Below are 26,288 nucleotides of genomic sequence, written 5' to 3'. Positions count from 1 at the left end.
CAGATCAATTAATATATAACAGAAAATGCAAATATCAAGTTATTTTTGTAACATAATTACACCTCGATAAACCGGCGCGCCAGATCCGGGCCGGCCGCAGGCAGCGGCCCTTTTTCGTTGCTGGCATTGCGGTCAAGCCATTGTTCGGACGCGGGAAGTACGCCCCGATAGATTTCCCCGCAGAGCCGGCGGGCCGCCCGGCCCGGCCAGTCCCCGGGCAACAGGGCCGTCGGCAGCAACGGATCGCGCAGCACCACCCGCCGGTAATGGTGGATCAGCAAAATCCGCGCGGTGAAGGCGTCGATATCGGAAAGCATTTCGCGGCGATCGATCCAGCCGCGCAAGGGCTCGAAGATCTTCATGAATTTCAGATAGGCATCCGCAGTGCGATCGAGCGGCCAGCTTTCGCGCAGCAATCGGCGTCCGCTGTCATCCTCGGCGGACACTTCCAGCCGGATCGCACGCGCGGCTTCTTCCGGAACCGGCACGCCCGAGGGCGCGATCCACACTCCGGGCAGCGGACTGCCAAAACCTGCATTCTTCAGCGCGTCACGGCAGGCGTCGCGATCCTCGGCAGCGCCGATCAGCAGAAGCTCGAAACGCCCGGTCCAATCCGGCGCCGGCGGATCGTAGATATGTTTGGTGGCGGCATCGAAGGTCTGCCGTCCCTTCTTCACCAGCCGATAGAAACTGTTGCGGCCGATCTTGTTACGTTCAAGCCAGCCGTCGCTCGCCAGCCGCGACATCGCGGTGCGTACCACCCCGTTGTCGATGTCGAGGGTCTCAAAAAATTTCAGCAGCGTGCCGAGCCAGACCGAGCCGCCGCGCGGCACGATCGCATCCCCAAACACGGTGATGACGATGGAGCCGGTGCGCGAGGGTTCGCGCTTGAGCTGTTCGATGATGCGGGCAAGCGGATGCGCCATCGGCAACGCATAGCGCGTTTTGAGGATTTGCGACAACGGCGGGGCTCAGCCCCGGCCTGCTGCCTGCTCTCCCTCGCCCCGCTCTTGCGGGGAGAGGTGAAGTGAGCGCTTACCTTGCAGGATCCGGATAAACGATGCTGCGCCAGCCGCTGCGGTCGAACGGCGCCCATTTGCCTTCCGGCTGCGCCAGCCGGTCGGCCACCGCATAGACCGCGGCCGGATGATGGCCCATGCCGCAATGGCTGCTTTCGACTTCGATATTCTCGGACAGCGCCGACGGCTTTTCCATGCAGCCCTGCCAGGCGCAGATGCCGTCGGTGCGGCTGAAGATCGCGGTGGTCGGCACCGGCGGCGTTTCAGCGAGTGAGCTGCCGAATCTGCCATCGTCTTCATCGGCGCGGCGGCCGCTTGCCATTTCATAGACGCGCCAGGCGTTGGTCGCCTTGGGGCTGCCGGCGAATGGGCTGCCGAGCGTGATCACCGAGCGCACGCGATCCGGCATCATCTTGGAAAGTTGCCGCGCGTAGAGGCCGCCGAGGCTCCATCCGACCAGGCTGATCTTGCGGCGATGGGTGTCGCTCAACTCCTGCACCAGATCGACCATCGCACGCTGCACGCCGTCGCGCAGGCCGAGATTGCGGCCCTGACGCCAGCCGCTGACGGCATAGCCACGGCTTTTCAAGAAGCTGCGCAGCGGACGGGTCGAGGTGTCCGAAGCCACCAGCCCGGGCAATACCAGCACCGGATGGCCGTCGCCCTTTGGCGCCAGGCTCAGCAGTGGCAAAGCGCCCAGAAAGGCGCCAAGTTCATGGATGGCGCGCCCCTCCAGAAACATCAGGGTTCTGGACGGCGGGCGCAGCGTCTGCGTGGCAACGGACATCGTAGCTCCTCTCAGGACCGGCCCCTCAAGCTTCGGCAGCCGGCCGATCGACCATGGGAAGACGCAAATCTCGTAGAATCGTTCCGCAACGCAACAACCCGTCATGAAAGCTAGGGAACGGCTTTCCGCCTTTCAAGCCGACCACCATGACGCAGGCGGGCATCGTCGCATTTAGAACCCTCGGCGTGATGAAATAGTCACAGCCAGCGCAGCAGAAATTCGGCGGTGTAAAGCCCCAACCCTGCCAGGCCGCCGATCAGCGAGCCGTTGAAGCGGATGTATTGCAGATCCTTGCCGATGTTGATTTCGATCAGCGAAATCAACTGCCCCATATCCCAGGCCTTGACCTGATCGGAGATGAAGCTCGAGACGCCGCTTTTCTGATCGGCGATGAAGCTTCCGAGCACGGCGACGAAACCCTTGTTGATCTCGCCTCGCAACTCGGAATCGCCGGCGAGCGCTTCGCCGGCCGCCGCGAACATGCGGGCCAGGTGCTGCTGCAGCACCTGACTCTCGCCGCTGGCGCTGCGCTCGATGAAGAGCTGCGCGTTCGACCAGATGTTGCGCGCGAGGTCGCCAAGCTCGGGGCGCGCCAGGAGGTCGCGCTTCAGCCCGTCGATGCGATCGGCATAGGCCTTGTCGTGACCGAGCCGGTCCACAAACGACAGCACCATGCGGTCGAACTCGCCGCGGAATGGATGATTGGGATCGCTGCGCACTTCGTCGAAGAAGGTGCTGGCGGAGGCTACGATCTTGTTCACCAGGAATTTGTCGGTGCGATAGAGTTTTAGCAGCGTCGGCAACTCGCCGCGGATTTTCTCGCGGATCATCGCCATGGTTTCAGGCTGGGTCAGCGATTGATGCACCGCGTGCAGGAAATCGTCGAGCAGCCCCTGATGCCGGCCCTCGGCCACGAATGCACGCAACGTTCCGGCGGCGAGCGGCGCCAGGTCGATCGATTGCAACTGACTGGTAACGCGGCGGGTGATGAAATTCATCAGGCCCGAGGTTTCCGTCGCGGAGACGGCCTCGGGCAGAAGACGCAACGCAAAGCGGGCGAGATCGGCGCTGCGCTTGCGATCGCGCAGCCAGTCGGCAATGAACGAGCCGAAGTCGATCTGTCGCAATTTAGCATCGACGGGAGCCGCTTCAAGAAAATGCCCCTCGATGAATTCGCCGAGCTTGTCCGCGATACGGTGCTGATTGCCCTGGATGATCGCGGTGTGCGGGATCGGCAATCCCAATGGCCTGCGAAACAGCGCCACCACGGCGTACCAGTCGGCGAGCCCGCCGATGGTGGCGGCTTCCGCGAACGCGGCGATGAAGCCGAACATCGGATGTACAGGCAGCAGCGCCTTGGCGGCGATGAAGACCGCCAGCGTGCCGGCCAGCACCAGCGTCGCCAGCAGCTTGACCCGCCGCAGTTCCGCCGCCCGCGCGGCGTCGCCGGGAGCATCGAACGAGAATGTGCCGGTGGCGGGCATGAAGGTTTCCGGAACGGACCCAAGGTTTCGCGCAACGTGAAGAATAGCAGCTTCCGTCATGGCGAGCGAAGCGAAGCAATCGATGGCAATGCGAAACAACAGCCGGATTGCTGCGTCGCTCGCGCTTTTTTGCAACGACGAACGACGGCCGCAAAAAGAAGGCCCGCATCAAGCGGGCCTTCGAATGTCGGAAGTCTGTCGATCGCGATCAGGCGATCTTGCTGTACACCTTGGAGAAGTTGTCCTGGGCAGTCTTGGCACCGTCGGCGACGAGCTTTCCGAGATATTCGGTGGTGGACTTCGCTCGCGACATGAACACTTCACCGCGCGCGCGCACCATATCGGACTGGATCTGGACGGCTTCGTTGAACGACTTGGCGGAAGCGAGCTTGTCGATGCCGGCGAAGAACGCCTCGGCGTCCTGATAGATCGCGTCCTGGATGTTGCGGCTGATCTTGGCGGCCTCGGTGACCGAACCGGTAACGGCGGTCTCGATCGCAGCGGTCACCTTCTCGGAACCGGCGTACAGGTCGGCGGCGCGGTCCTTGGCAGTACCGGCGGTCTTCTTCACGAACTCACGGGCGGCCTCGGGAACTTCCATGTTCTGGATGTTCTTCAGCGCATCGGTGACGGGCGCGAAGGCCTGCTTGACGGTGTCGAGCACGGGATTGGTCTCATTGATGTCGGTCATGGGGTCTCTCCATCCTCAGGTTTGAGCTATGGGCTCACCCCGTCCGGATTGGCCCGGGGCAAGTCATATATGGCACGGTTAATGGTGCGACGCAACATGGGATGTTGCGATGCGATATCACGAATTCGTGATCGGCTGGATGTTTGGGCAGTTTGCTCGAAAGCCAGGCCGCGAACCTGGCCCACTTCGTTCGCAAGCGTGTTTTCAGTGCTGAACAGCCCCTGGCAGCCCGTAAGCCTCCATCTGGGCCCGGACCTGCGCCACGTTGTGCCCAAGCACGACAATGTCGTGCTTGCGGCCGGACTTGTCCTGCACATGGTCGCGCAGCAGCGCTTCGGCCTTGAAGCCGAGGCCCTCGAAGATCGCGATGGCACCGGTCTGGTCCACCGTCATCTGCACCACCAGCTTTTCCAGACCGGCGCCCAAGGCCAGCGCAAACGTCTCCTGCGACAGCGCCCGTCCGACCCCCTGCCCGCGCACGTCAGACGAGACCACGTTGCGGATTTCGCCGACATGCGGCGACCACGACAAGGGATCGCGCACCAGCGTGCCGCATCCCACCACCTTGCCGTCCTTTACCGCCAGCAGGCTCGTGATCGCGCCGCGCTCGATCTCCTTGATCCAGGCGGCCAGCACCTTGGGTTCGCTGATGTTGCGCGGCAGGAACAACAGATCATGCACCGGGAGCTTTTGTGCGAACTCCAGCACGGCGGCCTCGTCGGCCGGCGACATCAGGCGTATCTCGATCTCGCCGGCCTCGGTCGCCACGCGGCGCGGATAGGAACGTGTCTCGCTGCTCATATCGATCTCTCACCTAGCCAGGAATCCAGTTTCGGCCATAGCCGCTTGATCGCGTTGGCGCCGGCGACCAGGCTGACGTGACCGCCCTTGAGCATCACCTCTTCCTTGTCGGTCGAGCCGATCTTTTGAACCAGCGGCTTGGCCGCATCGTAGGGCACGATGTGGTCGTGCTCGGCGACCGCATGCAGGAACGGCACCGTGATCTTGGAAATTTCAGCTTTGCGCCCGCCGACCGACATGGCGTCGTTATAGAACTTGTTCTCCCACATCAGGTCCTTGGTAATGGTGCGGAAATACTCGCCCGCCAGCGGCAGCGTGTCGGTGGCCCAGCGGTCGAACATCCGGTACGACTTGACGTATTCGTCATTCCAGATGTTTTCCCACAACTGGACCTGGCTTGCCGCGCGCGACGCGGGGCGTAACATCTCGAACGATGACAGGATCATCTCGGGCGGCACGTTGCCGACGCTGTCGATCAACCTGTCGACGTCGAAATAGCGCCTGTCGGCGAAATTCTGGAACAGCTTCATTTCGCGGAAGTCGACCGGCGTGGTGAAGCAGACCAGGTTCTTCATCGGTCCATCCGTGAAGATCGAGCCGTACAACAACGACAGCACGCCACCGAAGCAATAACCGATCACCGTGACGTCGGTCTCGCCGGAATCGCGCTGCACCTGGCGGATGCAATCCGGGATGAAGTCGAGGACGTAATCCTCCATCCGCAGGCTTTTCTCTTCCGGCTTGGGCGCGGTCCAGTCCAGCATGTAGACGTCGTAGCCGCGCTTCAACAGAAACTCGATGAAGCTTTGGCCCGGCACCATGTCGAGGATGTAGCCGCGGTTGGTGGTCGCCATCACGATCAGGATCGGCACGCGGTAGATTTCGTCCGCAACCGGCCGGTAGTGATAGAGATTCATGGTACCGCGCGCGCTCAATATGTCCTTCGGCGTCGATCCCAGCGACGGGCCGGATGAGGAGATATACTCGACACCCTTGATGCTGCGCTCGATCGCGCGCTGCACCTCGGACCGGATCCGGTCCGGGATCGACGCCAGGTCGAGGCCCGCGGATGCATTCATTTTTGCTCTCCGCCTGCCGACGGCGGGCGCCTGGTGCGCGGTGGCCGCGGCGCCCCGGCATAGCCGCCCTCCGGCGCGCCGGAGTTATTATGGACCTGATGCAGCAGCGCCTTGATCTCGTTCAACTGCCCTTCGATCGATTGCAGCCGCTCGCCCATGCTGACCATCTGCGCCCGGCTCGGCAGGTTCATGCTGACGAGGTACTTCTCCATGAGATCGCCGAGCTGTTTTTGGGCGCCCGCCGCGGCCCCGCCGACCTGATTGACGACCTTGGAAAATTCCGGCGACGCCATCGCCTGGTTGGCGAAGGAGTTGAATCCCTTCTCCATCTCGCCGATCATGTTCTGCCAGATCGCGACCGGATCGTTGCTCTTGTCGGCCATTGGCGCCTCTCCCGGAATGCCGGCGATTGCTTCGCCGTTTTCGGTCCATACCACACTGTTGCGACGGGACGGTCAACATCGCGGCCGTCGATTTGCGAGTTGAGGGAGCCTTCTGCGGCGTGAAAAACCGTGTCATAGAGTCATCATCTCAATACCACCAGAGGAACTACCAAGGTGAACGCATCAGCCCATCAGCAGCCCCGGATGGCCCGCGCCAACGGCATCGACATTTGTTACGAGATTTTCGGCGAGCAGGGCGCGGAGCCGATGCTGCTGATCATGGGGCTCGGCGGCCAGATGATCTATTGGGATGACGATTTCTGCCGGCAGATGGCGGCGCGCGGTTTCCGCGTAATCCGCTTTGACAACCGCGACATCGGCAAGTCCACCAAGCTTTCCGGCGGCAAGCGGCTGGGCGCCATCGAATTGCTTAAACTGCGGTTCCTGAATATCCCGATCGCCGCCCCCTACAAACTTCTCGACATGGCACGGGACACGACCGGCCTGATGGATACGCTCGGCATCAAATCGGCGCACCTCGTGGGTATGTCGATGGGCGGCATGATTGCCCAGGAAATCGCGATCTCGTTTCCGGAGCGGGTGCGCTCGCTGACCTCGATCATGTCAAGCACGGGCGATCCAAAAACGCCGCAGCCGACCCGCGAGGCAATGGCGGTCCTGATGGCGCCACCACCCGCCACCAAGGAAGAATATTTCGAGCGCCATGCGCAGACCTGGAAAATCCTGCGCGGCGGCAGCTTTCCCGAAGACGAAGCGCTCGACCGCTCGCGCGCCGAACGCAACTTCGAGCGCGGCCTCAATCCGGCCGGCGCCGGACGCCAGCTGCGCGCGATCCTCGCCTCCGGCAGCCGCAAGCAGCGGCTCGCGTCGGTCAAGGCGCCGACGCTGGTGATTCACGGCACCATCGATCCGCTGGCGCGTCCGGAAGGCGGCAAGGATACTGCAGCCTCGATTCCCGGCGCGAAGTTGCTGATGATCGAAGGCATGGGGCACGCGCTGCCGATCCGGATGTGGCCGCAGATCATCGACGCCATCGACAAGCATGCGCATGGGGCAAGTGCGAAGGCGGCGTAAGATAACCGGAGCGGCGAAGCGGTCCTATCCCCCCGCCCAGACGTCCAGCACGTAGCGGTTCTTGGTGCCGAGATCGTCCATCCAGCGCTGTGCTGTTTCCGTGTCCGCTGCCTTGCGTTCGCGGCAGATCGCGACCAGCGCTGCCTTGACGTCCGGCTCCATCTTGCCGCCATCGCCGCAGACATAGATGATCGCGCCCTGCTCGATCAGGCTCCAGACGCGATCCTTTTGCGCTGCGACGAGGTTCTGCACATAGGTCTTGGGACCCTCGCCGCGCGAGAACGCGGTGTGCAGTTCGGTGATGCCGGCGGCGGCGAAGGCTTTCAGTTCGTCCGCATAGAGATAGTCCTGTTCGGGATGGCGGCAGCCAAAGAACAGCATCGCCGGGCCCAGTGTTGCTCCTATCTCCTTCAGCGCGGCGCGCTCCTGCAGGAAGCCGCGGAATGGCGCGAGACCCGTGCCGGGGCCGACCATGATGATCGGCACGGATGGGTCGTCCGGCAGCCGAAAGCCAGCCTTGGTCTCGCGAATGGTGGCGTGGATGGTCTCGCCGATGCGGCGGCCGGCAAGGTAGTTCGAGCAGATGCCTTTGTAGACGCCGCGCCCCGAGCTTGCCGGCGCCTCGACCACGCCGACCGTGACGCTGCAGCGCGACGCATCGCCCGAAGGCGACGACGAGATCGAGTAATAGCGCGGCGCCAACAGCGAGAGCATTTCGAGGTAGGCGTGGAACGGCAGTTCGCAGGCCGGATGCTCTTCCAGCAGATCGAACACCGATTTGCGCTTGTTGAGAATCTCCGCACGATAGCGTTCGGTGGAAGCGGCATCGTCGCCGATAAAGGCCAGCAGCTTCGGCTTGGTCACGGGGCAGCGGGTATTTTCCGACATGATCTGGATTTGCTTGCGGGTCGCGACCTGCTGCAATTCGACAAAATCGGTCAGCAACCGTCCGACCGATACCGCATCGCCGACCGGCAATTGCGCGCGGCGGCCTTCGGCGACCTGCAAGCGGATCTGGTCGGCGGGCAGGAACCCGAAGCGGCGCGCCACCGAATCCACCAGCGCCGGATCGTTGCGCGGCACCACGCTGAGGTGGTCGCCGACCCGGTAGCTCATGCCGGAAGGCAGTTGCACCTCGATGTGCCGGGTCGATCTGTCGGAGGCATTGGCGCCAGTCTTGTTCTGCAGTTCCGTGTTGACCAGCACCTGCATGGGAGCGGCGCCGCCAAGGGCCACGATCGCATTGACCGCCGATGAAGCCACCGGCTCGACCCTGTAGAGCGGCTCGTCGTCGGCGCTGCGGCTGAAGCTCGAATCGACACCAAACTCCTTTACGGCCTGAGGTGCCGCCTTCGCGAACCAGTTCTCGAACTGACCCTCGAGATCGCTGCGGGCATCGCCCTCGCCGCGGGCGTAAACGCTGACCGCGCCATGCGCCGCCAATTGCTCATCGATCAGGCGCGGGATCGACTGATAGGTCGCGGCCCAGTCGCTGTTGCCGCAGCCGAACACCGTGTAACGGACCTTGGCGAGCGCATTCTTCGGCATGTCCCCGCGGAGCCACTTGACGAACTGCGTGGCGTTGTCGGGAGCGACGCCGTTATACGATGCGCAGAAAATCAACACGCCGCCCTGCTCCGGCAGTTTGCCGGCGAATTCGTCCAGCGGCGCAAGCCTGGTGACAAAACCGTTGACCTCAGCCAGATCCGCCACGCGGGTTGCGAGTTCTTCGGCGGTGCCGAGGTTCGATCCATAGAGCACCAGCAGCGGCGTGTTGTGCCCGGGTCGGGTCCGCGCCCGCGGCGCCGAAGCGGCCGCTACCGCCGGTGTCGTCGTGGTCCGGCCGGCATAGGCACCGCGATCCCTCTCCGAGCGCGCCCGCACCTTGATCTTGAATCCGTCGGGCTTGATCGTCAGCGTCTCCTTCAGCACCATCTGATACCGGTTGACATCGATCAACTTGAAGCGCTGCAGGATCATGCCGATCGCGAGCGCTGCTTCATGCATGGCAAAACCGCGGCCGATGCAGGCGCGCTGGCCGTTGCCGAACGGCTTCCAGGCATTGACCGGACGCGCCGCCTCTGCCTCGCGCGAGAAATTCTCCGGATCGAACGCATCGGGATTAGGCCCCCACACCGAGGGATCGCGGTGCAACGCCATCACCAGCACCGTGATGAAGGTGTTCTTCCTGAGCTTGTATTTTCCGCCGATGGTCTCGTCCTGCAGCGGCGCGATGCCATAGGCCGGCGCCGGCGGCCACAACCGCAAGGCTTCTTTCAGGATCTGCGTGATGTAGGTGAGTTGCGTGACTTGCTGATAGGTCGGCTTCGCCTCGATGTCAGGCCCGAGTACCCGATCGACTTCCTCATAGGCCTTCTTCAGCACATCGGGGTGCTTGAGCAGCGCATAGATCGTGCATGACAACAGGCCGCTGGTGGTTTCATGGCCCGCGATCAGGAAGGTGTTGATCTGGTAGCGGATGTTGACGTCGTCGAGCTGTTCGCCGGTGGCGCGGTCGACGCCGGTCATCATGGCGCCAAGCATGTCTTTCTTGTCTTCGGCGGCTTCCGCATTCTTGCGGCGCTCGGCGACGATCTCGTCGACCATCTTGTTCATGAAGGCGACATCGCCGGCGAGATCGCGCCGGCGTTTCTGCATCCAGAGATTCTCCATCGGCAGGCCGCGGATCATCATGATGGTTTCGAGCGAACGCACCAGCGATTCGACGAACGGATGATAATCCCGCCGGTAGAACGAATTGAAACGATAGTCGAAGCCGCACAGGCCAATGGTGTCGAGCGTCAGCGCGGTCATGTCGTGAACGACGTCGATCTCCTCGTCGCCGTTCAGCCGCTCCCACTTCTTGACGAGCTGGTCGGCGATATCGACCATGCTCTGGTGGTAGGACTGCATGGCGCGATTGCCGAACGGCTGCATCAGGATGTTGTGCGCCTTGCTCCAGTTCGGTTCCGTGGTGTCGGCGGTGAACAGGCCGTCACCGGCGACCGCGCGGACCCGGCGTAGCGGCCCGCGCACCGCCTTGTCGAAACGCTTCTCGTCGCTGAGTTCCTCGACAAGATCGTGGCCGGAGACAATCACGAGCGGCGCGCCCATCATGTCGAGCCAGTAGATCGGCCCCAGCTCCTTTGCCAGCCGCGCAAGGTTTTGCACCGGCGCGCTGGAATCCAGCGACAGCATGTTGCCGACCACCGGCTTGGTCGGCGGTCGCGGGATCGGGCTCAGTTTGTTGGTGGACGCCATCGCAAATTGTCTTCCTGTAATTTTACCCCCGGCCCGCACGTCAGGATGCCGACCGGCGGTTACCTCAGCCGAACCGCCTTCTACGCCATTCGATCAATTTGGCGCTGACCTCATCGGGCTTTTCCTGCTGTGTCCAATGGCCGCTGTCGCGGACCAGATATTTCTCGAGATCGGGAATGATTTTCTCCATGCCGTCGGCCGCGGAAGGCGGCAGCACCGGATCGTTTTCCGCCATGATCATCAGCGCCGGCACCCGCACCGTACGGTCGAGGTCGGCCGAGCGCTGCCAGTTGCGCGACATGTTGCGGTACCAGTTGATGCCGCCGGTGAAACCCGTTTTGGTGAAGGTGTCGACGAACACCTGCTTTTCCTCAGGCGACAGGATCGGCGTGCGCGGATCGAATTTGGCGTCGTAGCCGGCGACCATTTGCGGAAACGCCAGATTGAGTTTCGGGAGTTCGCCGGCGCCCGCCGTCGGCGCGGTCTCCTTGCGGGGGGTCGGTTTGCGCATGAAGAAATCGAAGGTCTGCTCGACCCGGCTGCCGAAGATCCTGTCGGGCTCCCGCGCGGGGTCCTGAAACTGCACGATATAACTCTGGTCGCCGAAGCGCTGGCGGAACAATCCGATCGGGTCCGACGGTGCGCGGGGCGTATGCGGCGTGTTGACGCCGACGACGCCGGCAACGCGATCGATATGCCGCAGCGGCATTTGCCAGACGATAAAGCCGCCCCAGTCATGGCCGACGAAAATCGCCTTGTCGATCTTGAGATGATCCAGCAGCCCGACGAGATCGCCGGTCAGGTGCTCCATGTCGTAGGCCTCAACAGGCTCCGGCCGGTCGGTCGCACCGTAGCCGCGTTGATCGGGCGCGATCACCCGGATGCCGGCTTCGCTCAACGCCTTGATCTGGTGCCGCCACGAAAACGCGATCTCCGGCCAGCCGTGGCACAGGATCACCGGCGGCGTGTCGGTGTTCGGACCGGCCTCGTAATAGCCCATGCGAATGCCGTTGGTCCGGGCAAACTGCAGCGGCGGCATCTCGATCAACGCGGCCATCGTGTTCAACTCGCCGCACTTTGCGCGCTGGACGCCGGCGGCGCGTAGGCGGCTTCAAGGGCGGCGAATTCTTCGGGCAGCATGTCGCACAGCACTTGCACATGCGGGATGATATTGGCGCCGGCGATGAAGCCGAAATCGAGCTGGTCGCGATAGCTCTGCACGGTGATGTTGAGCGCCAGCCCGTGCGTCGAGATCGATACCGGGAAGATATGCAGCAACTCGGCGCCTGCGGCGTACAGCGTCTGGCGCGGTCCGGGCACGTTGGACACCGTGATGTTCGCCGCCGGCGGCAGCACGTCCGACAGGCTCGAGCGGCTGTACAACAGCGCCAGGATCTGAACCAGGATCGGCGCGCCCAGCATGGACACGTTGGACACCTGCGGCATCAGCGCCCGCAGCGGATGCGACATTTCCTTGGACTTGGTGGATTGCGCGATGATCGCTTCCAGCCGCGCCTTGGGATCCTCGATGTTGGTGGCGATCGAACAGATCATCCCGAACACCTGATTGTTGGCGTCGGTGTTGCCCTCTTCGCGCAGTGAAATCGGCACCGCGGCGGTCATCGATTTTGCCGGCAGCGCGCCGCGCTCCAGAAGATAGCGCCGGACCACGCCGGACGAGACCGCCAGCACCACGTCATTGAGCTTGCCGCCGGATTGCTTCGCCACCGCCTTGGCTTGCGACAACGAAATCGATGTGCCGGCAAAGCTGCGTTCCGACGAGATCGATTTGTTCAGGATGGTCGAGGGCGACATCATGCTGGCGATACTGTCGCGCGATTTCGGATCGGAAATCTTTCCAACCACCTCGGAAACGCTCTTGAGCATCGCCGGAACGCTGCCGACGAATTTGACCGCGTTTTCTATCTGGAACATGGCGTTGTCGAACAGGATCGATCCGAGATCGCTTTTTCCCGAGCGCGGCAGGTCGATGCCCTTGGCGGCTTTCGAACCGTCGAACGGCTGGCGCCAAAGCTGCTGATAGGAATCGATCAAATTGGCGGCGATGTCGCGCGGCTCGTTACCCACCTGCGCCCGCGCCATCGGCGGCTCGACTTCTCTCGGGACCGGCGTCACATCGTAGATCATGTTGGTGAGCGCGGCTCCCGCGCCGCCGTCGATGCAGGCGTGATGCATCTTGGAATAAAGCCCGATCTCGTTGTCCTTCATGCCTTCGAAGACATAGAACTCCCACAGCGGACGGGCGCGGTTGAGAAGCTTGGCATGCATCCAGCCGACGATGCGCTCCAGCGTGGCGCGGTCGTGCGGCGCGGGAAGGCTGCCGCGGAAGATGTGGCGATCGATGTCGAACTGGTCGTCCTCGACCCAGGAAGGATGGTCGATGTCGAGCGGCGCTTTTTCGAGTCGCGCCTTGAGGATCGGCGCGATGTGCAGCCGCGAGGCGATCATCGCCTTGAAGTCCTCGAAGAAGTTGCCCTTGTAGTCCTCCGGCAGGCGGAAGATCGCCATGCTCCCGACATGCATCGGCATCTCCGGCGTTTCCAGATACAGAAACGACGCGTCCATCGAGGACAGCTTCTTGGCGCCACCCATGTTTTCCTCCCGCAAACCAACTCACGCGGCGCCTTGGCGGCGCTTCTGACGTCTAGACCTGGGATTGTGCATTTTCCGCAGGTGCATATGCAATGGCAAAGGGTCCCGATCGGTCAAATGGGCTGAATTGGCCCTCGGGTTGGGCCAAACGATCCGCCAGTGCCCACAAAGCGGCCGCGTTGACGCCGAGGCCGATATGGCTGGCCAGGCGGACCTCAATGTTTTCAGCGATATCGGAAGGACGCAGCAGGCAGGTTTGCCAGTTCACTACGCCATCGGTGCGCGAATAGATCGAACTGGTCGGGACCGGCAAATCGCCCGAAATCGCCGCCCGAAGCTGCGACCCGTCCTCGACCGCTTCGCCCGACAGCGCCTCGTAAAGCCGGGTGGCATTGGTGGCCCTCACGTCGTTGGCGAACGGACTTCCCAGCGTCACGACATAGCGCACCATGTCCGGCGCCTGCAGCGCCAGATCGCGCGCATAGATGCCACCGAGGCTCCATCCGACAACGCTGACCTTGCGGCCGGCGCTTGCGTAAATATCGGCAAGCCGGTCGCGCAATACGGCCCGCATACGTGCAACACCGCCGGTGTTGCGGCCCATCTTCCACGCATAGGCGTCGTATCCGAGCTCCTTGAGATATCGGCGCATCGGCGCCGTCGACAAATCGCTGGCGAGAAACCCCGGCAGCACCAGCACCGGGTGACCGTCGCCGCGCGGCGCGCGCATCAGTAGCGGCGATAGCAACAGGCTGGCGTTGAATTCGAATATCCCCCGCACCTCGGCCAGCAGCAGGCCAAGACTGGGTGGCCGAAGCTGGCCGGCCGCCGGCGCATCGTCCATCGCCGTCACTACTTCTTGGCCTTGGTGCCGGTGCCGCCCAATCCTGCCATCGAGACGAACATGTCGGAAAACCGCTCGGCCAGTTTCGGATCGAAGGTGAACCAGCTCTGCATCAGCGCTTCCGGCGAGACCTTTTCGATGTTGGCCATCATCTGTTGCTGCAGCTTGTCCATCACCGCCGTCTGCATCGGCTGCAGATCGGGAAGGCCGAGAAACTGCCGGGCTTCGAGCGGCGTGCAATCTATTTCGACGTTTACCTTCATGTCCGCTCCTGATGGCATTACGGCTCGTTACAGTATCGGGAAATTGCTTCGGCACCAATGGTCAACCGAAGCGCTCGACGGCAAAGGGGGCGGGATCGGCGAACGGGGTCTCCCCGGTCATCATCTCCGCGAGCAGACGCCCGGTGGCGGGGCCCAGCGTCAGGCCATGGTGCTGATGTCCGAAATCGAACCACAACCCGGCATGGCGCGGCGCCTTGCCGATGACCGGCAGCATATCGGGCAAGCATGGCCGCGCGCCCATCCAGGGTTTGGCATCGAGCGTCTCGCCCAGCGGAAACAAGGCATGCGCACGCGGCAAGGCGCGCTCAAGCTGGACCGGTGTCGGGGGCGCATCGCGGCGCGCGAACTCCACCCCGGTCGTCAGACGAATACCGCGATTCATCGGTGCCAGCAGATAGCCGAGATCGGAATCGAGAACCGGATGATGCAGCATGGCGTTGCCGCGCGGCGCCAGATGCAGATGATAGCCGCGCTTGACGCCAAGCGGGATGGCATAGCCGAGCGGACCAAACACCTGATCGGACCAGGGTCCCAGCGCGACCACGACTTCGCGCGCGATCGCCGCACCCTCCGGCCCGCTGACGCGCCAGCCGCCGGGATCCTGTTCGAGCGTCCTGGCATCGCCGACCCAAAACCGTCCGCCCTTGCGCTTGAACAGCGCCGCATAGGCTTTGGCCAATCCACCGGGATCAGGCACGAAGGCCGGCGCCGGCAGATGAATGGCGCCGGCAAAATCTCCGGTCAGATTAGGTTCGCGTGCCGCTATGGCATTGGCGTCGAGCACGTCGCCCTCGACGCCATACGTCTTCGCCCGTTCGAGATCCCGCACCGCGGTTGCCAGCGTCGCATCGGAGCGAAACAGCTTGATCCATCCGGTGCGCTGTAACAGTTCCGGCACCTCTGCCTCCGCAACCAGCGCTTGATGTTCGATCAGGCTGTGACGGATCAACGGCAATTCGGCCTTCGCGCTGTGCAGCGCACGTTCCGGCGAGGACGCCAGATAGTAACGCACCAGCCATGGCAGAAAGTCCGGCAGATCGGACAGCCGGTAGCGGACCTGCGGCGCACGGTTCATCGCGTATTGCAGGATCTGGCCGAAATCCCGCGGAAACATGTAGGGAAAAACCGACGCGCATTCGATGATTCCGGCATTGCCGAAGCTGGTTTCTTCGCCGGCGAGCTCGTGCCGGTCGATCAGGATCACATCGCGGCCCCGCTGCTGCAGATGCAAGGCCGCACCGACGCCGACCATGCCGGCACCCAACACGAGGACGTCAGCCCTGAGTTCCGTCATCCGGCGCTCCCGTTGAACATTGCACGGCTGCTGGCACCGTCGCGCTGAAGGTTAATCATTGCGGCATCGTGGCGCAAACCGGCTTACCCCCTACGGAAATCGCGCTTGCGCGGCGGCCAAACTCTGGCAACATGGATCGGCTACAGCCCTCGATAGTGCAGAAATAAACCACGCGCCACAGCGGAGAACGTGAACAAATGTCGGTACGTCAGACCTTGCTCGCAGCGGCCACCGTCTCAATCGTCGCTTTTACGATGGCCCCGGCATCGGCCCAGACCCTGCGCTACGCCAACCAGGGCGACCTCAAATCGCTCGACCCCTATACGCTCCGGGAAACCACCACCATCGCGCATCACGCCCACGTCTATGAAGGCCTGGTGACCCGCGACAGGGAACTGAAGATCATTCCGGCTCTCGCGGAAAGCTGGGAAACGCCGGAGCCGACCCGCTGGCGTTTTCATCTGCGCAAGAATGTCAAATTTCACAACGGCGATCCCTTCACCGCCGACGATGTGATCTTTTCCGCCGATCGCGTGCGGGCCACAGGCTCCAACTTCACGACCGTCGTTCCGACCAACGCCAAGTTTGTCAAGATCGACGACTACACGGTTGACGTAGTGCTATCCACGCCCAACCCCATCCTCATTTCGCAGTGGGATGGCTGGTACATCATGGACAAGAAGTGGTGCGAGGAGAACAACGCGGTGGCGCCGACGCCGGCCTCGGCGACAACGCCGAGTTTTGCTTCGCTCCACGAAAATGGCACCGGCCCGTTCACTATCGAGAGCCATCAGCCCGGCGTGAAAACCGTGTTCAAGGCGAACCCGGACTGGTGGCGCAAGCCCGAGCATAACCTGAAGGAAATCGTCTTCACGCCGATCGGCTCGGACGCGACCCGGGTCGCGGCTTTGCTGTCGGGCGAAGTCGACGTCATCGAACCGGTTCCAATCCAGGATATCGCAAGGGTGAATGCGAGCGGAAATGCCGAGGTTCTGACCGGGCCGGAACTGCGGACCATCTTTCTGGGCATGGACCAGGTCCGCGACGAATTGCTGTATTCGAACGTCAAGGGCAAGAACCCCTTCAAGGACATCCGCGTGCGCGAGGCCTTTTACAAGGCAGTCGATATCGAGTTGATCAAGACCCGCGTGATGCGCGGCCTTTCAACCCCGTCGGCACTGATGATCGCACCTCAGCTGTTTCCGCTTTCGAAGGATTTCACGCGGCCGAAATTCGATCCGGATGGCGCCAAGAAACTGCTGACCGAAGCGGGCTATCCCGATGGGTTCGAACTCACGATGGATTGCCCCAACGACCGCTACGTCAATGACGCCGCGATCTGCCAGGCAGTCGTTGGCATGCTGGCCCGCATCGGCGTCAAGGTCGACCTTCTGGCACAACCGAAGCAGCAGTATTTCGCCAAGGTGCTAAAGCCCGGCGGTTATCAGACGTCGTTCTATTTGCTGGGCTGGACCCCGGCCTCGCTCGATTCCCAGAACGTCATGAATGACATCATGGGCTGCCGCGACGATCCGAAATCCTCGCGCGGCGAGGCCAATCTTGGCGGCTACTGCAACAAGGAATTCGACGCCCTCAGCGACAAGGTGCTGCTGGAGACCGATCAGACCAAACGCGATTTGCTGATCAAGCAAGCGTTCGAAATCGCCAACAAGGACTTCGCATATATCCCGCTGCATCAGCAGGCGCTGGCATGGGGCGTGTCGAAGAAGGTGAAATTGACCCAGCGTGCGGACAATGCGGTCTTGTTCTACTGGGCAACGAAGCAGGAATAGGCAGCTTGAATTCAAAAGTCCCGGTGGCTTCGCGCTCCCGGGACTTTCGTTTGGGGCTTGATGCGCGCTGCACGTTGGAAAGAAGTGAAAGGATCACATGCTCGCTTTCACTCTTCGCCGGGCCATTCAAGCCATTGGCGTCATGATCGCGGTCGGGATCATCTCGTTCTCGATGTTCCGCTTCGCGGGCGATCCGGTCAACCAGATCGTCGCAATCGATACCTCGGCGGCCGAACGCGCCGAGATCCGCCATTCGCTCGGCCTTGACGATCCCTTTCCGGTGCAGTTCTCGCGCTATTTCATCAACGCGGCGCAGTTCAAGTTCGGTGTCTCCTACCAGTTCCGCCAGCCGGTCGCGAGCCTGCTGAAGGAGCGGATGCCGGCCACGCTGGAGCTCGCCACCTGCGCAACCATTCTCGCAATGGTGTTCGGAATCCTGATGGGGGTCTATTCGGCGCTGCGGCGGGATTCGTTTCTCGCCAAAGTATTCCAGGCGGTGTCGTTGGTCGGCATTTCGCTGCCGACATTCCTGATCGGCATCCTCCTGATCTATCTGTTCTCGGTGACGCTAGGCTGGCTGCCATCGTTCGGCCGTGGCGAGGTCGTGCACATCGGCTGGTGGACCACCGGGCTTCTGACGGTCTCGGGGCTCAAGGCGCTGGTCATGCCGGCGATCACGCTCGGCCTGTTCCAGATGACGTTGATCATGCGGCTGGTGCGAGCTGAAATGCTCGAGGTGCTGCGCACCGATTACATCCGGTTTGCGCGGGCGCGCGGATTGACGACGCGGGCGATCCATTTCGGCCATGCGCTCAAGAACACGCTGGTGCCGGTCATCACGGTGGCCGGCCTGCAATTTGGCTCGGTTATTGCATTTGCGATCATCACCGAAACCGTGTTCCAATGGCCGGGCATGGGATTGCTGTTCGTGCAGGCGGTGCAAAACGTCGATATTCCGATCATGGCGGCCTACCTCCTGGTGGTGTCGCTGATCTTCGTCACCATCAACCTAATCGTCGACATTCTTTATACCGTGGTCGATCCGCGGCTGCGCTCGACCATCAGCCGTCCGGCTTGAACGCGAGATTGGCATGACCGAAGCTCTCGTTCCGCACACGACCGAAACCAGCACCGGAGGCGCTGCCGCGCACTCCTCGCCGGGCTGGTTCAGGCGCGCGCTTGAGAGCGACATCCTCTATTCTTTCCGCCGTTCCCGGCTGACCATGGTCGCGGCTGTCGTCACCGCGTTGTTTTTCCTGCTGGCGATCTTTGCACCGTTGCTTGCGGTGCAGAATCCGTTCGACCCCTCGCAGCTTGAGTTGATGAATTCGCGCATCGCGCCGCTGTGGACCGCCGACGGCCAGAGTCCGTTCCTGCTCGGCACCGACGAACAGGGCCGCGACGTCTTTTCCGCCATTCTCTACGGCCTGCGTATTTCGCTCACGGTCGGCGTGCTCGGCGTTTTGTTCGCCGGCACGCTCGGCATCATGCTCGGGCTGATCGCCGGCTATGTCGGCGGCGCCGTCGATGGCCTGATCATGCGCATCGCCGATGTTCAGCTCACCTTCCCCGCCATCCTGATCGCGCTGCTCATCAACGGCGTCGTCAAATCGATTTTCGGCAACCGGCTCGACGCCACGAGCACGCTGGCGGTGCTGGTGTTTGCGATCGGCCTGAGCTTCTGGGTGCAATATGCCCGCACCGTGCGCGGCTCGGTCATGGTCGAGAAGAACAAGGATTATGTCGCGGCCGCGCAATTGATCGGACTGCCCGCGCCCGTGATCATGCTGCGCCATGTGCTGCCCAACGCCATGGGCCCGATCCTGGTGATCGCCACCATCAATCTTGCGCTCGCCATCATCACCGAAGCGACATTGTCGTTCCTCGGTTCCGGCATGCCGGACACCATGCCCTCGCTCGGCACCTTGATCCGCATCGGCAACAATTACCTGTTTTCGGGCGAATGGTGGATCGTCGCCTTCCCGGGCTTCGCGCTGGCGGCACTGATCCTGTCGATCAACCTGCTCGGCGACTGGCTGCGCGACGCGCTCAATCCAAAGCTGCGCTGACCGCATGACCGAGCCCGTTCTCTCCGTGCGCAATCTTCAGGTGGAGTTCATCACCCGCCGCAGCGTTCTCCGCGCCATCGACGGGGTATCCTTCGACATCGCCAAGGGCGAAGTGCTGGGCGTGGTCGGCGAATCCGGCGCCGGAAAATCCGTCACCGGGCTTGCGGTGATCGGCTTGATCGATCCGCCCGGCCGCATCGCCGGCGGCGAGATCTATCTGTCGGGCGTGCGGATCGACAATCTGCCGCAGGAAGAAATGCGCCGGCTGCGCGGAAAGCGCATCGGCATGATCTTCCAGGATCCGCTCACCAGCCTCAATCCGCTGTACCGGATCGGCGATCAACTGATCGAGACCATTCGCACCCACCTCAACCTTTCGGAATCAGCGGCGCGCAAGCGCGCCATCGACCTTTTGGCCGAAGTCGGCATTCCCGCGCCGGACAAGCGCATCGACGCCTACCCGCACGAATTCTCCGGCGGCATGCGCCAGCGTGTCGTGATTGCGCTTGCCATCTGCGCCGAACCGGAACTGATCATTGCCGACGAGCCGACCACCGCCCTCGACGTATCGGTGCAGGCGCAGATCATCACCCTGATCAAGCGGCTCGGGCGCGACCACGGCACCGCCGTGATGCTGGTGACGCACGACATGGGCGTGATCGCCGAGACCTCCGCCCGGGTCGCGGTGATGTATTCCGGCCGCATCGCCGAGATCGGCCCGGTGCAGGATGTGGTGCAGCATCCGCTGCATCCCTATGCCAAGGGGCTGATGGGCGCCATTCCGACGCTGGCCAGCGACGCCCGGCGGCTCATGCAGATCCCGGGGTCGATGCCGCGGCTGTCAGCCATTCCGACCGGCTGCGCCTTCAATCCGCGCTGTGAATTTGCTTTCGACCGCTGCCGGGTCGAACGGCCGGAGCCGATACGACAGGGCGCGCAGGCCGTGGCCTGCCATCTCTATGACGCCGCCGCGGAGACCGCGGCATGACCGCGTCGCGCTTTATCGACGTCAAAGACCTGCGCCGCGTCTTCGACGTCTCGAAGCCGTGGCTCAACCGGGTGATTGAAGGCGGCCATCTCGAATTCCTCAAGGCCGTCGATGGCGTCACCTTCGACATCGCCAAGGGCGAGACCTTCGCGCTCGTCGGTGAATCCGGTTCGGGCAAGACCACCGTCGCCCGGATGGTCGTCGGCCTGTTGCCGCCGAGCTCGGGCGAAGTGGTGATCGACGGTGTCTCGATGAGCGACACCAGGCAATTGCAGGCGCGCCAGCAGCTGCGCCGCCGCATCCAGATGATCTTCCAGGATCCTTATGCCAGCCTCAATCCGCGGCTGCGGGTCGATGCCATCGTCGCCGAGCCGATCCGCGCTTTCGACCTGATCGAGGGCGAGCGCAACATTCAGGGGCGGGTCGGCGAGCTGCTAAATCTGGTCGGCCTGCACGCCGATGACGGATTGAAATATCCGCATGAGTTTTCCGGCGGGCAGCGCCAGCGCATCGCGATTGCCCGCGCGCTGGCGTCAGAGGCCGAGTTCATCGTTTGCGACGAGCCGACCTCCGCGCTCGATGTGTCCGTACAGGCGCAAATCCTGAATTTGATGCGTGACCTGCAGGACAAGTTCGGTCTCACCTATCTCTTCATCAGCCACAACCTGGCGGTGGTCCGTCACATGGCGAACCGCATCGGCGTGATGTATCTCGGCCGCATCGTCGAGGTCGCGCAGGCGCGCGAACTGTTCGACAATCCGCGCATGCCCTACACCAGGATGCTGCTGGGGGCAGTGCCGGATCTGGCGATGTCCGGCCGCCAGCGCATCCCCGTAAAGGGTGAAATCCCCAACCCGATCGACCCGCCGCCCGGTTGCGCCTTCAACCCGCGCTGCCCGCTGGTGTTCGATCTATGCCGCCAGAAGGCGCCCGAACTGATCGATGGTGTCGCCTGCCACGCCGTGAACAATGCGGCGGCCGCCACCGTGCCGGCTTGATCACAAGGATGCGAGCGGCGCGGGATCCGGTACCGGTTGGCAGGCTACGCCGGCTGTGGTCAAGTGCGCCGGCCGCGCCGCGTCAAGGCAAAGATGGAACCCCATGAGCAACATCAATCCGAATCCGTTCACCACAAGGCCGGAAATCGAAGGCACTTTTGGGGTCGTGACCTCGACCCACTGGATCGCGACCGCGGTCGGGATGGGCATCCTGGAAAAGGGCGGCAATGCGTTCGATGCCGGCGTTGCCACGGCATTCACGCTGCAGGTGCTGGAACCGCATTTGAACGGCCCCGGCGGCGACGTGCCTGTCATTGTGCACGACGTGAAGCGCGGCCGCACCGAGGTGATCTGCGGCCAGGGGCCCGCACCTGCCAAAGCCACCATTGCGCACTACCGCGACGAGCTCGGCCTGGATCTCATACCCGGCACCGGTTTGCTGGCCGCCTGCATCCCCGGCACCTTCGACACCTGGATGACCTTGCTGCGCGACTACGGCACGATGCGGCTGGCCGATGTGCTTAGCCCCGCAATCGACTATGCCAAGAACGGTTTTCCGCTGGTGGAGCGCGCCAGCGCCACCATCCATACCGTCAAGGATCAGTTTCGCGAACATTGGCCGACCTCTGCCGCGGTTTATCTGCCGAACGGTAAGGTGCCGGCGCCGGGCACCATCTTCACCAACCCGAAATTTGCCGAGACCTACGAACGCATCCTTCGCGAAGCGCAAAACGGCGGAGGAAGCCGCGAGAATGAAATCGAGCGCGCCCGAAAAGCCTGGTCGCAGGGTTTTGTCGCCGACGCCATCGATCGTTTCTGCCGCACGCAAGAGGTCATGGATACGTCGGGCAGGCGTCACCGCGGTGTCCTGACCGGCCAGGACATGGCCGGCTGGCAGGCGACCATCGAGGCGCCGATCTTTTACGATTACGGGCGCTACAGGGTGATGAAAGCCGGACCGTGGACGCAGGGGCTGGCTACGCTACAGACGCTCGCTCTGCTCAAGGGTTTTGACCTGGATGCGCTGAGCCCGGTGAGTGCCGAGTTCATTCACCTTCAAGTCGAGGCTACCAAGCTAGCCTTTGCCGATCGCGACACCTTCTACGGCGATCCCAAATTCGTCAACGTGCCGGTCGATGTGTTGCTCTCGGACGTCTACAACGAACAGCGCCGAAAGCTGATCACCGATCGCGCCTCAATGGAGCTGCGGCCCGGAACAGTGACCGGTTTCGGCAAGCAGGTCGACATTCGACTCGCCTCGGGCGTGCGCTCGGCGGTCGAAAACTCAGGCGCGGGCGAGCCGACCGTCGGCGGCATCGACTGGACCCACGACGAAGACCACCTGCCCGACGTCACGCAGGCGCGCGAGCGGATGGGCGCAATTCCCGGCGACACGGTCCATTTCGACATCATCGACCAGGTCGGCAACATGGTTACGGCAACGCCATCGGGTGGCTGGCTGCATTCGTCGCCGGTGATTCCCGAACTCGGCTTTCCCCTCGGCACCCGCGCGCAAATGTTCTGGCTCGACGAAGACCATCCGGCGGCACTGATGCCGGGAAAACGTCCGCGCTCGACGCTGACACCGACCATGGCGCTGCGCGATGGCGAGCCGTATCTGGCCTGGGGTTCGCCCGGCGGCGACCAGCAGGACCAGTGGATCACCCAATTTTTCCTGCGCCACGTCCACGCAAACATGAATCTGCAAGAGGCGATCGACGCGCCGGCCTGGCATTCCGAGCATTTCCCGTCATCGTTCTGGCCGCGCAAGGCGCGTCCCGGCGTGCTTGTGGTCGAGAACCGCGTGCCCAAGGCGACCGTCGATACTCTGAAGAGCCGCGGCCACATCGTCGAAACCGGCCCCGACTGGTCGGAGGGCCGCCTCACCGCGGCTTCGAAACTCGGCCGCCGCCGGCGCGCCGCCGCCAATCCCCGCGGCATGCAGGGCTACGCGGCCGGACGGTAAGGGCCGGATCTGAAAGAGTTGAGATGACTTGGTCGATCATCGCCCGTGACCACGCCACCGGCCAATTCGGCATCGCAGTCGCGACGCGGTTTTTCGCGGTCGGCGCTCGGGTGCCTTATATTGCCGCAGGCTTCGGCGGCATTGCCACGCAGGCGCTGGTCAATCCCTATTACGGCATCGACGGCCTGAAGCTGCTGCGCGAGGGGCGCCAGCCGCGCGACATCGTCGAGAGCCTGATCGCAGCCGATCGCGGCCATGCGAGCCGGCAGCTCCACATCATGGACGCCGCAGGACGCATCGCCTCCCATACGGGCAGCGAATGCGTCGACTGGTGCGGACACATCGCGGGCAACGGGTTTTCCATTGCCGGCAACATGCTGGCGGGCGCCCGCGTGCTGGAAAACACCGCCAAAACCTACATCGCCGGTGAAAAGCTGCCCTTCGCGCAACGCCTGATCGCGGCGATGCTTTCAGGCGAAGCCGCCGGCGGCGACAAGCGCGGCAGGCAATCGGCCGCACTCTTGATCCACGACGAAGAGGAATGGTCGGCGCTCGACCTGCGCGTTGACGACCACGCCGACCCCCTGGCCGAACTCGCCCGCCTCGAACAAGTCAGCCGAGAGCGCTGGGTGCATTTCCGGAAATACCTGCCGAGCCGCGACAACCCTGCCGGCATTACCGATCGCCAGACCATCGAGGCCGGCATTGAAGGCCGTAAATGACCGCGGCCCCGCTGATCGAGATCGAGGGTTTGCGGGTCATCTTCCACGGCGACGACGGGCGTTCGACACACGCGGTCGACCGTGTCGATCTCAGCGTCGCCAACGGCGCGACGCTTGGCCTCGTCGGTGAATCCGGCTGCGGCAAGAGCGTGACTTCGCTGGCCATCATGGGACTGCTGTCGAAGCATTCCGCCGAAGTCACCGGTTCGGTCCGGTTCGACGGTTTCGATCTGCTTGACGTGCCCGACCAGACCCTGCGCGATCTCAGGGGCAATCGTCTTGCCATGATCTTCCAGGAACCGATGACGTCGCTCAATCCGAGTTTCACCATCGGCGACCAGATTATCGAGACCATCCTGCGCCACCGCGGCGGCTCGCGGCGCAGCGCACGCGAGCGCACGGTCGAGCTATTGCGGCGCGTGCACATCCCGTCGCCGGAACGCCGCATCGACGAATATCCGCACAAGCTTTCCGGCGGCATGCGCCAGCGCGTCATGATCGCGATGGCGCTGGCCTGCGATCCCATGTTGCTAATCGCGGATGAGCCGACCACCGCGCTGGACGTGACCCTGCAGGCCCAGATCCTCGGTCTGATGCGGGAACTCAAGGCGGCGAGCGGGGCGGCGATCATCCTGATCACCCACGATCTCGGCGTCGTCGCCGAAGTCTGCGACGAGGTCGCGGTGATGTATGCCGGGGAGATCGTCGAACGCGCCACCGTCGATGAATTGTTCGCTCGGCCGCAGCATCCGTATACGGTGGGGCTGCTCGGCTCGATCCCGCGGCTCGATCGGCGGGCGTCGCATCTGGCAACCATCAAGGGCATGGTCCCCAACATGACGGCGCCGCCATCCGGCTGCCGCTTCGCCGCGCGCTGTCCCTTCGTCAGCGACATCTGCATCGAGGCGCCGCCGCCATTGGTGGCGTCAAGCCCCGGTCACTGGTCGCGCTGCATCAAGGCGCCGCTGGAGAGGCTGGTGTCGTGATGGCCCTGCTCGAAGTCAAAAACCTCGTCAAGCATTTCGTCGCGGCACGTTCGGTGTTCGGCCGTCCCACCGCTTTTATCAAGGCGGTTGATGGCGTCTCCTTCCGCGTAGAGGCCGGCAAGACGCTGGCGCTGGTCGGGGAATCCGGTTGCGGCAAATCCACCGTGAGCCGGCTGGTGCTGCGGCTGATCGAACCTGATTCAGGCAGCGTCAGTTTTGAAGGCCGCGATCTGCTCGGCCTGGACGCCAACGAATTGCGCGCCTTTCGCCGCGATGCGCAAATCATCTTTCAGGACCCTTACGCCTCGCTCAACCCGCGCATGACCGTCAGCCAGATCCTGACCGAGCCGTTGGCGCTGCATGATCTGGTGCCACCCCAGCGCCGCCGCGAACGCGTCGAGGAACTGTTGCGCCTGGTCGGGCTGGAGCCGCGCTTCGCGCGCCGCTATCCGCATGAGTTTTCCGGCGGCCAGCGCCAGCGTATCGCCATTGCGCGCGCGCTTGCTGTCGAACCGAAGCTCATCATCTGCGACGAGCCGGTTTCGGCGCTGGACGTGTCGATCCGCTCGCAAATCCTCAATTTGCTGCGCGACCTGCAGGACCGGCTTGGGCTGGCCTATATCTTCGTCTCGCACGATCTGGCCGTGGTGAAGCACATCGCCGACCGCGTCGCCGTGATGAATCTCGGCGGCATCGTCGAGACCGCGGAGGCGCAGGAATTGTTTGCCTCGCCGCGCCATCCCTATAGTCGCGCGCTATTGTCGGCGATTCCGGTGCCCAACCCCAGAGCCAAGCGCAGCCGGATGCTGCTGCAGGGCGAGATGCCGAGCGCGCTCAATCCGCCATCGGGTTGCCGCTTTCATACCCGCTGCCCCTATGTGATTGAACGCTGCCGCGTTGAACCGCCGGAGTTGCTCGCCGACGCGGCCGGACACCTCACCGCATGCCACCGCACGACGGAACTGCCGCCGTCGGAAGCCTTCGTGCCGGTCGATGGCGGGTTTTCGCCGGCATTGGAGCGATTGGTCGCGGCTTTCAGCGGAGCTGCGGAAGTACCGGTTTCCTCCGGGGTTGGTATAGTCGGAGCCATGCCACCGGCGGCCGTTTGAATTCGTATAGAGGGGAACAGTC

23 protein-coding genes are annotated in these 26,288 nt (G+C 63.1%); 10 read left to right on the top strand and 13 right to left on the bottom strand.

The window, feature by feature from the left end:
* Positions 1-56: 56 nt before the first annotated feature.
* The 7 genes from paaX to E7813_RS00745 form a co-directional block, all read right to left on the bottom strand.
* Positions 57-926 carry a phenylacetic acid degradation operon negative regulatory protein PaaX gene (paaX, locus tag E7813_RS00775; RefSeq protein ID WP_291570070.1) on the bottom strand — a complete coding sequence of 290 codons (870 nt, stop codon included), beginning with the start codon at positions 924-926 and terminating at the stop codon, positions 57-59.
* Positions 927-1,035: 109 nt separating this feature from the next.
* The gene (locus tag E7813_RS00770) at positions 1,036-1,806 is read right to left on the bottom strand and encodes an alpha/beta fold hydrolase (protein ID WP_291569877.1); all 771 of its coding nucleotides are present in this window, start codon (positions 1,804-1,806) and stop codon (positions 1,036-1,038) included.
* Between the two features lie 197 nt (positions 1,807-2,003).
* Positions 2,004-3,290, bottom strand: a complete 1,287-nt coding sequence (locus E7813_RS00765; protein WP_291569875.1) for a DUF445 family protein — start codon at positions 3,288-3,290, stop codon at positions 2,004-2,006.
* Between the two features lie 208 nt (positions 3,291-3,498).
* Positions 3,499-3,981, bottom strand: coding sequence for a phasin (locus E7813_RS00760; RefSeq protein ID WP_291569873.1), 483 nt, complete (start codon positions 3,979-3,981; stop codon positions 3,499-3,501).
* Positions 3,982-4,185: 204 nt separating this feature from the next.
* The gene (locus E7813_RS00755) at positions 4,186-4,782 is read right to left on the bottom strand and encodes a GNAT family N-acetyltransferase (protein ID WP_291569872.1); all 597 of its coding nucleotides are present in this window, start codon (positions 4,780-4,782) and stop codon (positions 4,186-4,188) included.
* Entirely contained in the window at positions 4,779-5,861 is a 1,083-nt protein-coding gene (locus tag E7813_RS00750) for an alpha/beta fold hydrolase (protein WP_291569871.1), read from the bottom strand. The genes E7813_RS00755 and E7813_RS00750 overlap by 4 nt, the downstream gene beginning before the upstream one ends.
* Positions 5,858-6,244 carry a hypothetical protein gene (locus E7813_RS00745; protein WP_291569870.1) on the bottom strand — a complete coding sequence of 129 codons (387 nt, stop codon included), beginning with the start codon at positions 6,242-6,244 and terminating at the stop codon, positions 5,858-5,860. Before E7813_RS00745 ends, E7813_RS00750 begins: the two co-directional genes overlap by 4 nt.
* A 204-nt stretch (positions 6,245-6,448) precedes the next feature.
* Here E7813_RS00745 and E7813_RS00740 point away from each other — a divergent pair, with 204 nt between their 5' ends.
* The gene (locus tag E7813_RS00740; protein ID WP_291570068.1) at positions 6,449-7,339 is read left to right on the top strand and encodes an alpha/beta hydrolase; all 891 of its coding nucleotides are present in this window, start codon (positions 6,449-6,451) and stop codon (positions 7,337-7,339) included.
* A gap of 24 nt (positions 7,340-7,363) precedes the next feature.
* Here E7813_RS00740 and E7813_RS00735 read toward each other — a convergent pair whose 3' ends face one another.
* The 6 genes from E7813_RS00735 to E7813_RS00710 all read right to left on the bottom strand — a co-directional run bounded on the left by E7813_RS00735 (position 7,364) and on the right by E7813_RS00710 (position 15,635).
* Entirely contained in the window at positions 7,364-10,600 is a 3,237-nt protein-coding gene (locus E7813_RS00735) for a cytochrome P450 (protein ID WP_291569868.1), read from the bottom strand.
* 64 nt (positions 10,601-10,664) lie between these two features.
* The gene (locus E7813_RS00730) at positions 10,665-11,648 is read right to left on the bottom strand and encodes an alpha/beta hydrolase (protein ID WP_291570066.1); all 984 of its coding nucleotides are present in this window, start codon (positions 11,646-11,648) and stop codon (positions 10,665-10,667) included.
* A 14-nt stretch (positions 11,649-11,662) separates the two neighbouring features.
* Positions 11,663-13,213, bottom strand: a complete 1,551-nt coding sequence (locus E7813_RS00725; RefSeq protein ID WP_291569866.1) for a wax ester/triacylglycerol synthase family O-acyltransferase — start codon at positions 13,211-13,213, stop codon at positions 11,663-11,665.
* A gap of 52 nt (positions 13,214-13,265) precedes the next feature.
* Entirely contained in the window at positions 13,266-14,057 is a 792-nt protein-coding gene (locus E7813_RS00720; protein WP_291569864.1) for an alpha/beta hydrolase, read from the bottom strand.
* 8 nt (positions 14,058-14,065) lie between these two features.
* A complete protein-coding gene (locus E7813_RS00715; RefSeq protein ID WP_291569860.1) occupies positions 14,066-14,320 on the bottom strand; it encodes a DUF6489 family protein in 255 nt (84 codons plus the stop codon).
* Positions 14,321-14,381: 61 nt separating this feature from the next.
* Positions 14,382-15,635, bottom strand: coding sequence for an FAD-dependent oxidoreductase (locus E7813_RS00710; RefSeq protein WP_291569859.1), 1,254 nt, complete (start codon positions 15,633-15,635; stop codon positions 14,382-14,384).
* A 197-nt stretch (positions 15,636-15,832) separates the two neighbouring features.
* On the opposite strand from E7813_RS00710, the gene E7813_RS00705 reads away from it, so the two are divergent.
* From E7813_RS00705 to E7813_RS00665, 9 genes are all read left to right on the top strand, one after another.
* Positions 15,833-17,428, top strand: a complete 1,596-nt coding sequence (locus E7813_RS00705) for an ABC transporter substrate-binding protein (RefSeq protein ID WP_291569856.1) — start codon at positions 15,833-15,835, stop codon at positions 17,426-17,428.
* A 97-nt stretch (positions 17,429-17,525) separates the two neighbouring features.
* Positions 17,526-18,506: an ABC transporter permease gene (locus E7813_RS00700; RefSeq protein ID WP_291569853.1), complete on the top strand. Its 981-nt coding sequence runs from the start codon at positions 17,526-17,528 to the stop codon at positions 18,504-18,506.
* Between the two features lie 13 nt (positions 18,507-18,519).
* The gene (locus E7813_RS00695) at positions 18,520-19,497 is read left to right on the top strand and encodes an ABC transporter permease (protein WP_291569852.1); all 978 of its coding nucleotides are present in this window, start codon (positions 18,520-18,522) and stop codon (positions 19,495-19,497) included.
* A 4-nt stretch (positions 19,498-19,501) separates the two neighbouring features.
* A complete protein-coding gene (locus tag E7813_RS00690; RefSeq protein WP_291569848.1) occupies positions 19,502-20,485 on the top strand; it encodes an ABC transporter ATP-binding protein in 984 nt (327 codons plus the stop codon).
* Positions 20,482-21,483, top strand: coding sequence for an oligopeptide/dipeptide ABC transporter ATP-binding protein (locus E7813_RS00685; RefSeq protein ID WP_291569846.1), 1,002 nt, complete (start codon positions 20,482-20,484; stop codon positions 21,481-21,483). Before E7813_RS00690 ends, E7813_RS00685 begins: the two co-directional genes overlap by 4 nt.
* Positions 21,484-21,586: 103 nt before the next feature.
* The gene (locus E7813_RS00680) at positions 21,587-23,449 is read left to right on the top strand and encodes a gamma-glutamyltransferase family protein (RefSeq protein ID WP_291569844.1); all 1,863 of its coding nucleotides are present in this window, start codon (positions 21,587-21,589) and stop codon (positions 23,447-23,449) included.
* 23 nt (positions 23,450-23,472) lie between these two features.
* Complete coding sequence (locus E7813_RS00675; protein WP_291569843.1) at positions 23,473-24,171, top strand: DUF1028 domain-containing protein; 699 nt, start codon at positions 23,473-23,475, stop codon at positions 24,169-24,171.
* Positions 24,168-25,157 (top strand): ABC transporter ATP-binding protein, encoded by a 990-nt coding sequence (locus E7813_RS00670; RefSeq protein ID WP_291569841.1) that lies wholly within the window; start codon positions 24,168-24,170, stop codon positions 25,155-25,157. Before E7813_RS00675 ends, E7813_RS00670 begins: the two co-directional genes overlap by 4 nt.
* Positions 25,157-26,266 carry a dipeptide ABC transporter ATP-binding protein gene (locus E7813_RS00665; protein WP_291569839.1) on the top strand — a complete coding sequence of 370 codons (1,110 nt, stop codon included), beginning with the start codon at positions 25,157-25,159 and terminating at the stop codon, positions 26,264-26,266. The genes E7813_RS00670 and E7813_RS00665 overlap by 1 nt, the downstream gene beginning before the upstream one ends.
* Positions 26,267-26,288: the final 22 nt, after the last annotated feature.

The organism is Bradyrhizobium sp., from assembly GCF_004799405.1.
GTDB lineage: Bacteria > Pseudomonadota > Alphaproteobacteria > Rhizobiales > Xanthobacteraceae > Bradyrhizobium.
Note: the sequence above shows the minus strand (reverse complement) of the source record. Positions and strands in the feature narration are given on the sequence as shown.

What these genes read in the sequence shown, in the direction of transcription:
- paaX (WP_291570070.1), bottom strand. Translation starts at nt 926, where the DNA reads ATGGCGCATCCGCTTGCCCGCATCATCGAACAGCTCAAGCGCGAACCC.
- E7813_RS00770 (WP_291569877.1), bottom strand. Translation starts at nt 1,806, where the DNA reads ATGTCCGTTGCCACGCAGACGCTGCGCCCGCCGTCCAGAACCCTGATG.
- E7813_RS00765 (WP_291569875.1), bottom strand. Translation starts at nt 3,290, where the DNA reads ATGCCCGCCACCGGCACATTCTCGTTCGATGCTCCCGGCGACGCCGCG.
- E7813_RS00760 (WP_291569873.1), bottom strand. Translation starts at nt 3,981, where the DNA reads ATGACCGACATCAATGAGACCAATCCCGTGCTCGACACCGTCAAGCAG.
- E7813_RS00755 (WP_291569872.1), bottom strand. Translation starts at nt 4,782, where the DNA reads ATGAGCAGCGAGACACGTTCCTATCCGCGCCGCGTGGCGACCGAGGCC.
- E7813_RS00750 (WP_291569871.1), bottom strand. Translation starts at nt 5,861, where the DNA reads ATGAATGCATCCGCGGGCCTCGACCTGGCGTCGATCCCGGACCGGATC.
- E7813_RS00745 (WP_291569870.1), bottom strand. Translation starts at nt 6,244, where the DNA reads ATGGCCGACAAGAGCAACGATCCGGTCGCGATCTGGCAGAACATGATC.
- E7813_RS00740 (WP_291570068.1), top strand. Translation starts at nt 6,449, where the DNA reads ATGGCCCGCGCCAACGGCATCGACATTTGTTACGAGATTTTCGGCGAG.
- E7813_RS00735 (WP_291569868.1), bottom strand. Translation starts at nt 10,600, where the DNA reads ATGGCGTCCACCAACAAACTGAGCCCGATCCCGCGACCGCCGACCAAG.
- E7813_RS00725 (WP_291569866.1), bottom strand. Translation starts at nt 13,213, where the DNA reads ATGGGTGGCGCCAAGAAGCTGTCCTCGATGGACGCGTCGTTTCTGTAT.
- E7813_RS00720 (WP_291569864.1), bottom strand. Translation starts at nt 14,057, where the DNA reads ATGGACGATGCGCCGGCGGCCGGCCAGCTTCGGCCACCCAGTCTTGGC.
- E7813_RS00715 (WP_291569860.1), bottom strand. Translation starts at nt 14,320, where the DNA reads ATGAAGGTAAACGTCGAAATAGATTGCACGCCGCTCGAAGCCCGGCAG.
- E7813_RS00710 (WP_291569859.1), bottom strand. Translation starts at nt 15,635, where the DNA reads ATGACGGAACTCAGGGCTGACGTCCTCGTGTTGGGTGCCGGCATGGTC.
- E7813_RS00705 (WP_291569856.1), top strand. Translation starts at nt 15,833, where the DNA reads ATGTCGGTACGTCAGACCTTGCTCGCAGCGGCCACCGTCTCAATCGTC.
- E7813_RS00700 (WP_291569853.1), top strand. Translation starts at nt 17,526, where the DNA reads ATGCTCGCTTTCACTCTTCGCCGGGCCATTCAAGCCATTGGCGTCATG.
- E7813_RS00695 (WP_291569852.1), top strand. Translation starts at nt 18,520, where the DNA reads ATGACCGAAGCTCTCGTTCCGCACACGACCGAAACCAGCACCGGAGGC.
- E7813_RS00690 (WP_291569848.1), top strand. Translation starts at nt 19,502, where the DNA reads ATGACCGAGCCCGTTCTCTCCGTGCGCAATCTTCAGGTGGAGTTCATC.
- E7813_RS00685 (WP_291569846.1), top strand. Translation starts at nt 20,482, where the DNA reads ATGACCGCGTCGCGCTTTATCGACGTCAAAGACCTGCGCCGCGTCTTC.
- E7813_RS00680 (WP_291569844.1), top strand. Translation starts at nt 21,587, where the DNA reads ATGAGCAACATCAATCCGAATCCGTTCACCACAAGGCCGGAAATCGAA.
- E7813_RS00675 (WP_291569843.1), top strand. Translation starts at nt 23,473, where the DNA reads ATGACTTGGTCGATCATCGCCCGTGACCACGCCACCGGCCAATTCGGC.
- E7813_RS00670 (WP_291569841.1), top strand. Translation starts at nt 24,168, where the DNA reads ATGACCGCGGCCCCGCTGATCGAGATCGAGGGTTTGCGGGTCATCTTC.
- E7813_RS00665 (WP_291569839.1), top strand. Translation starts at nt 25,157, where the DNA reads ATGGCCCTGCTCGAAGTCAAAAACCTCGTCAAGCATTTCGTCGCGGCA.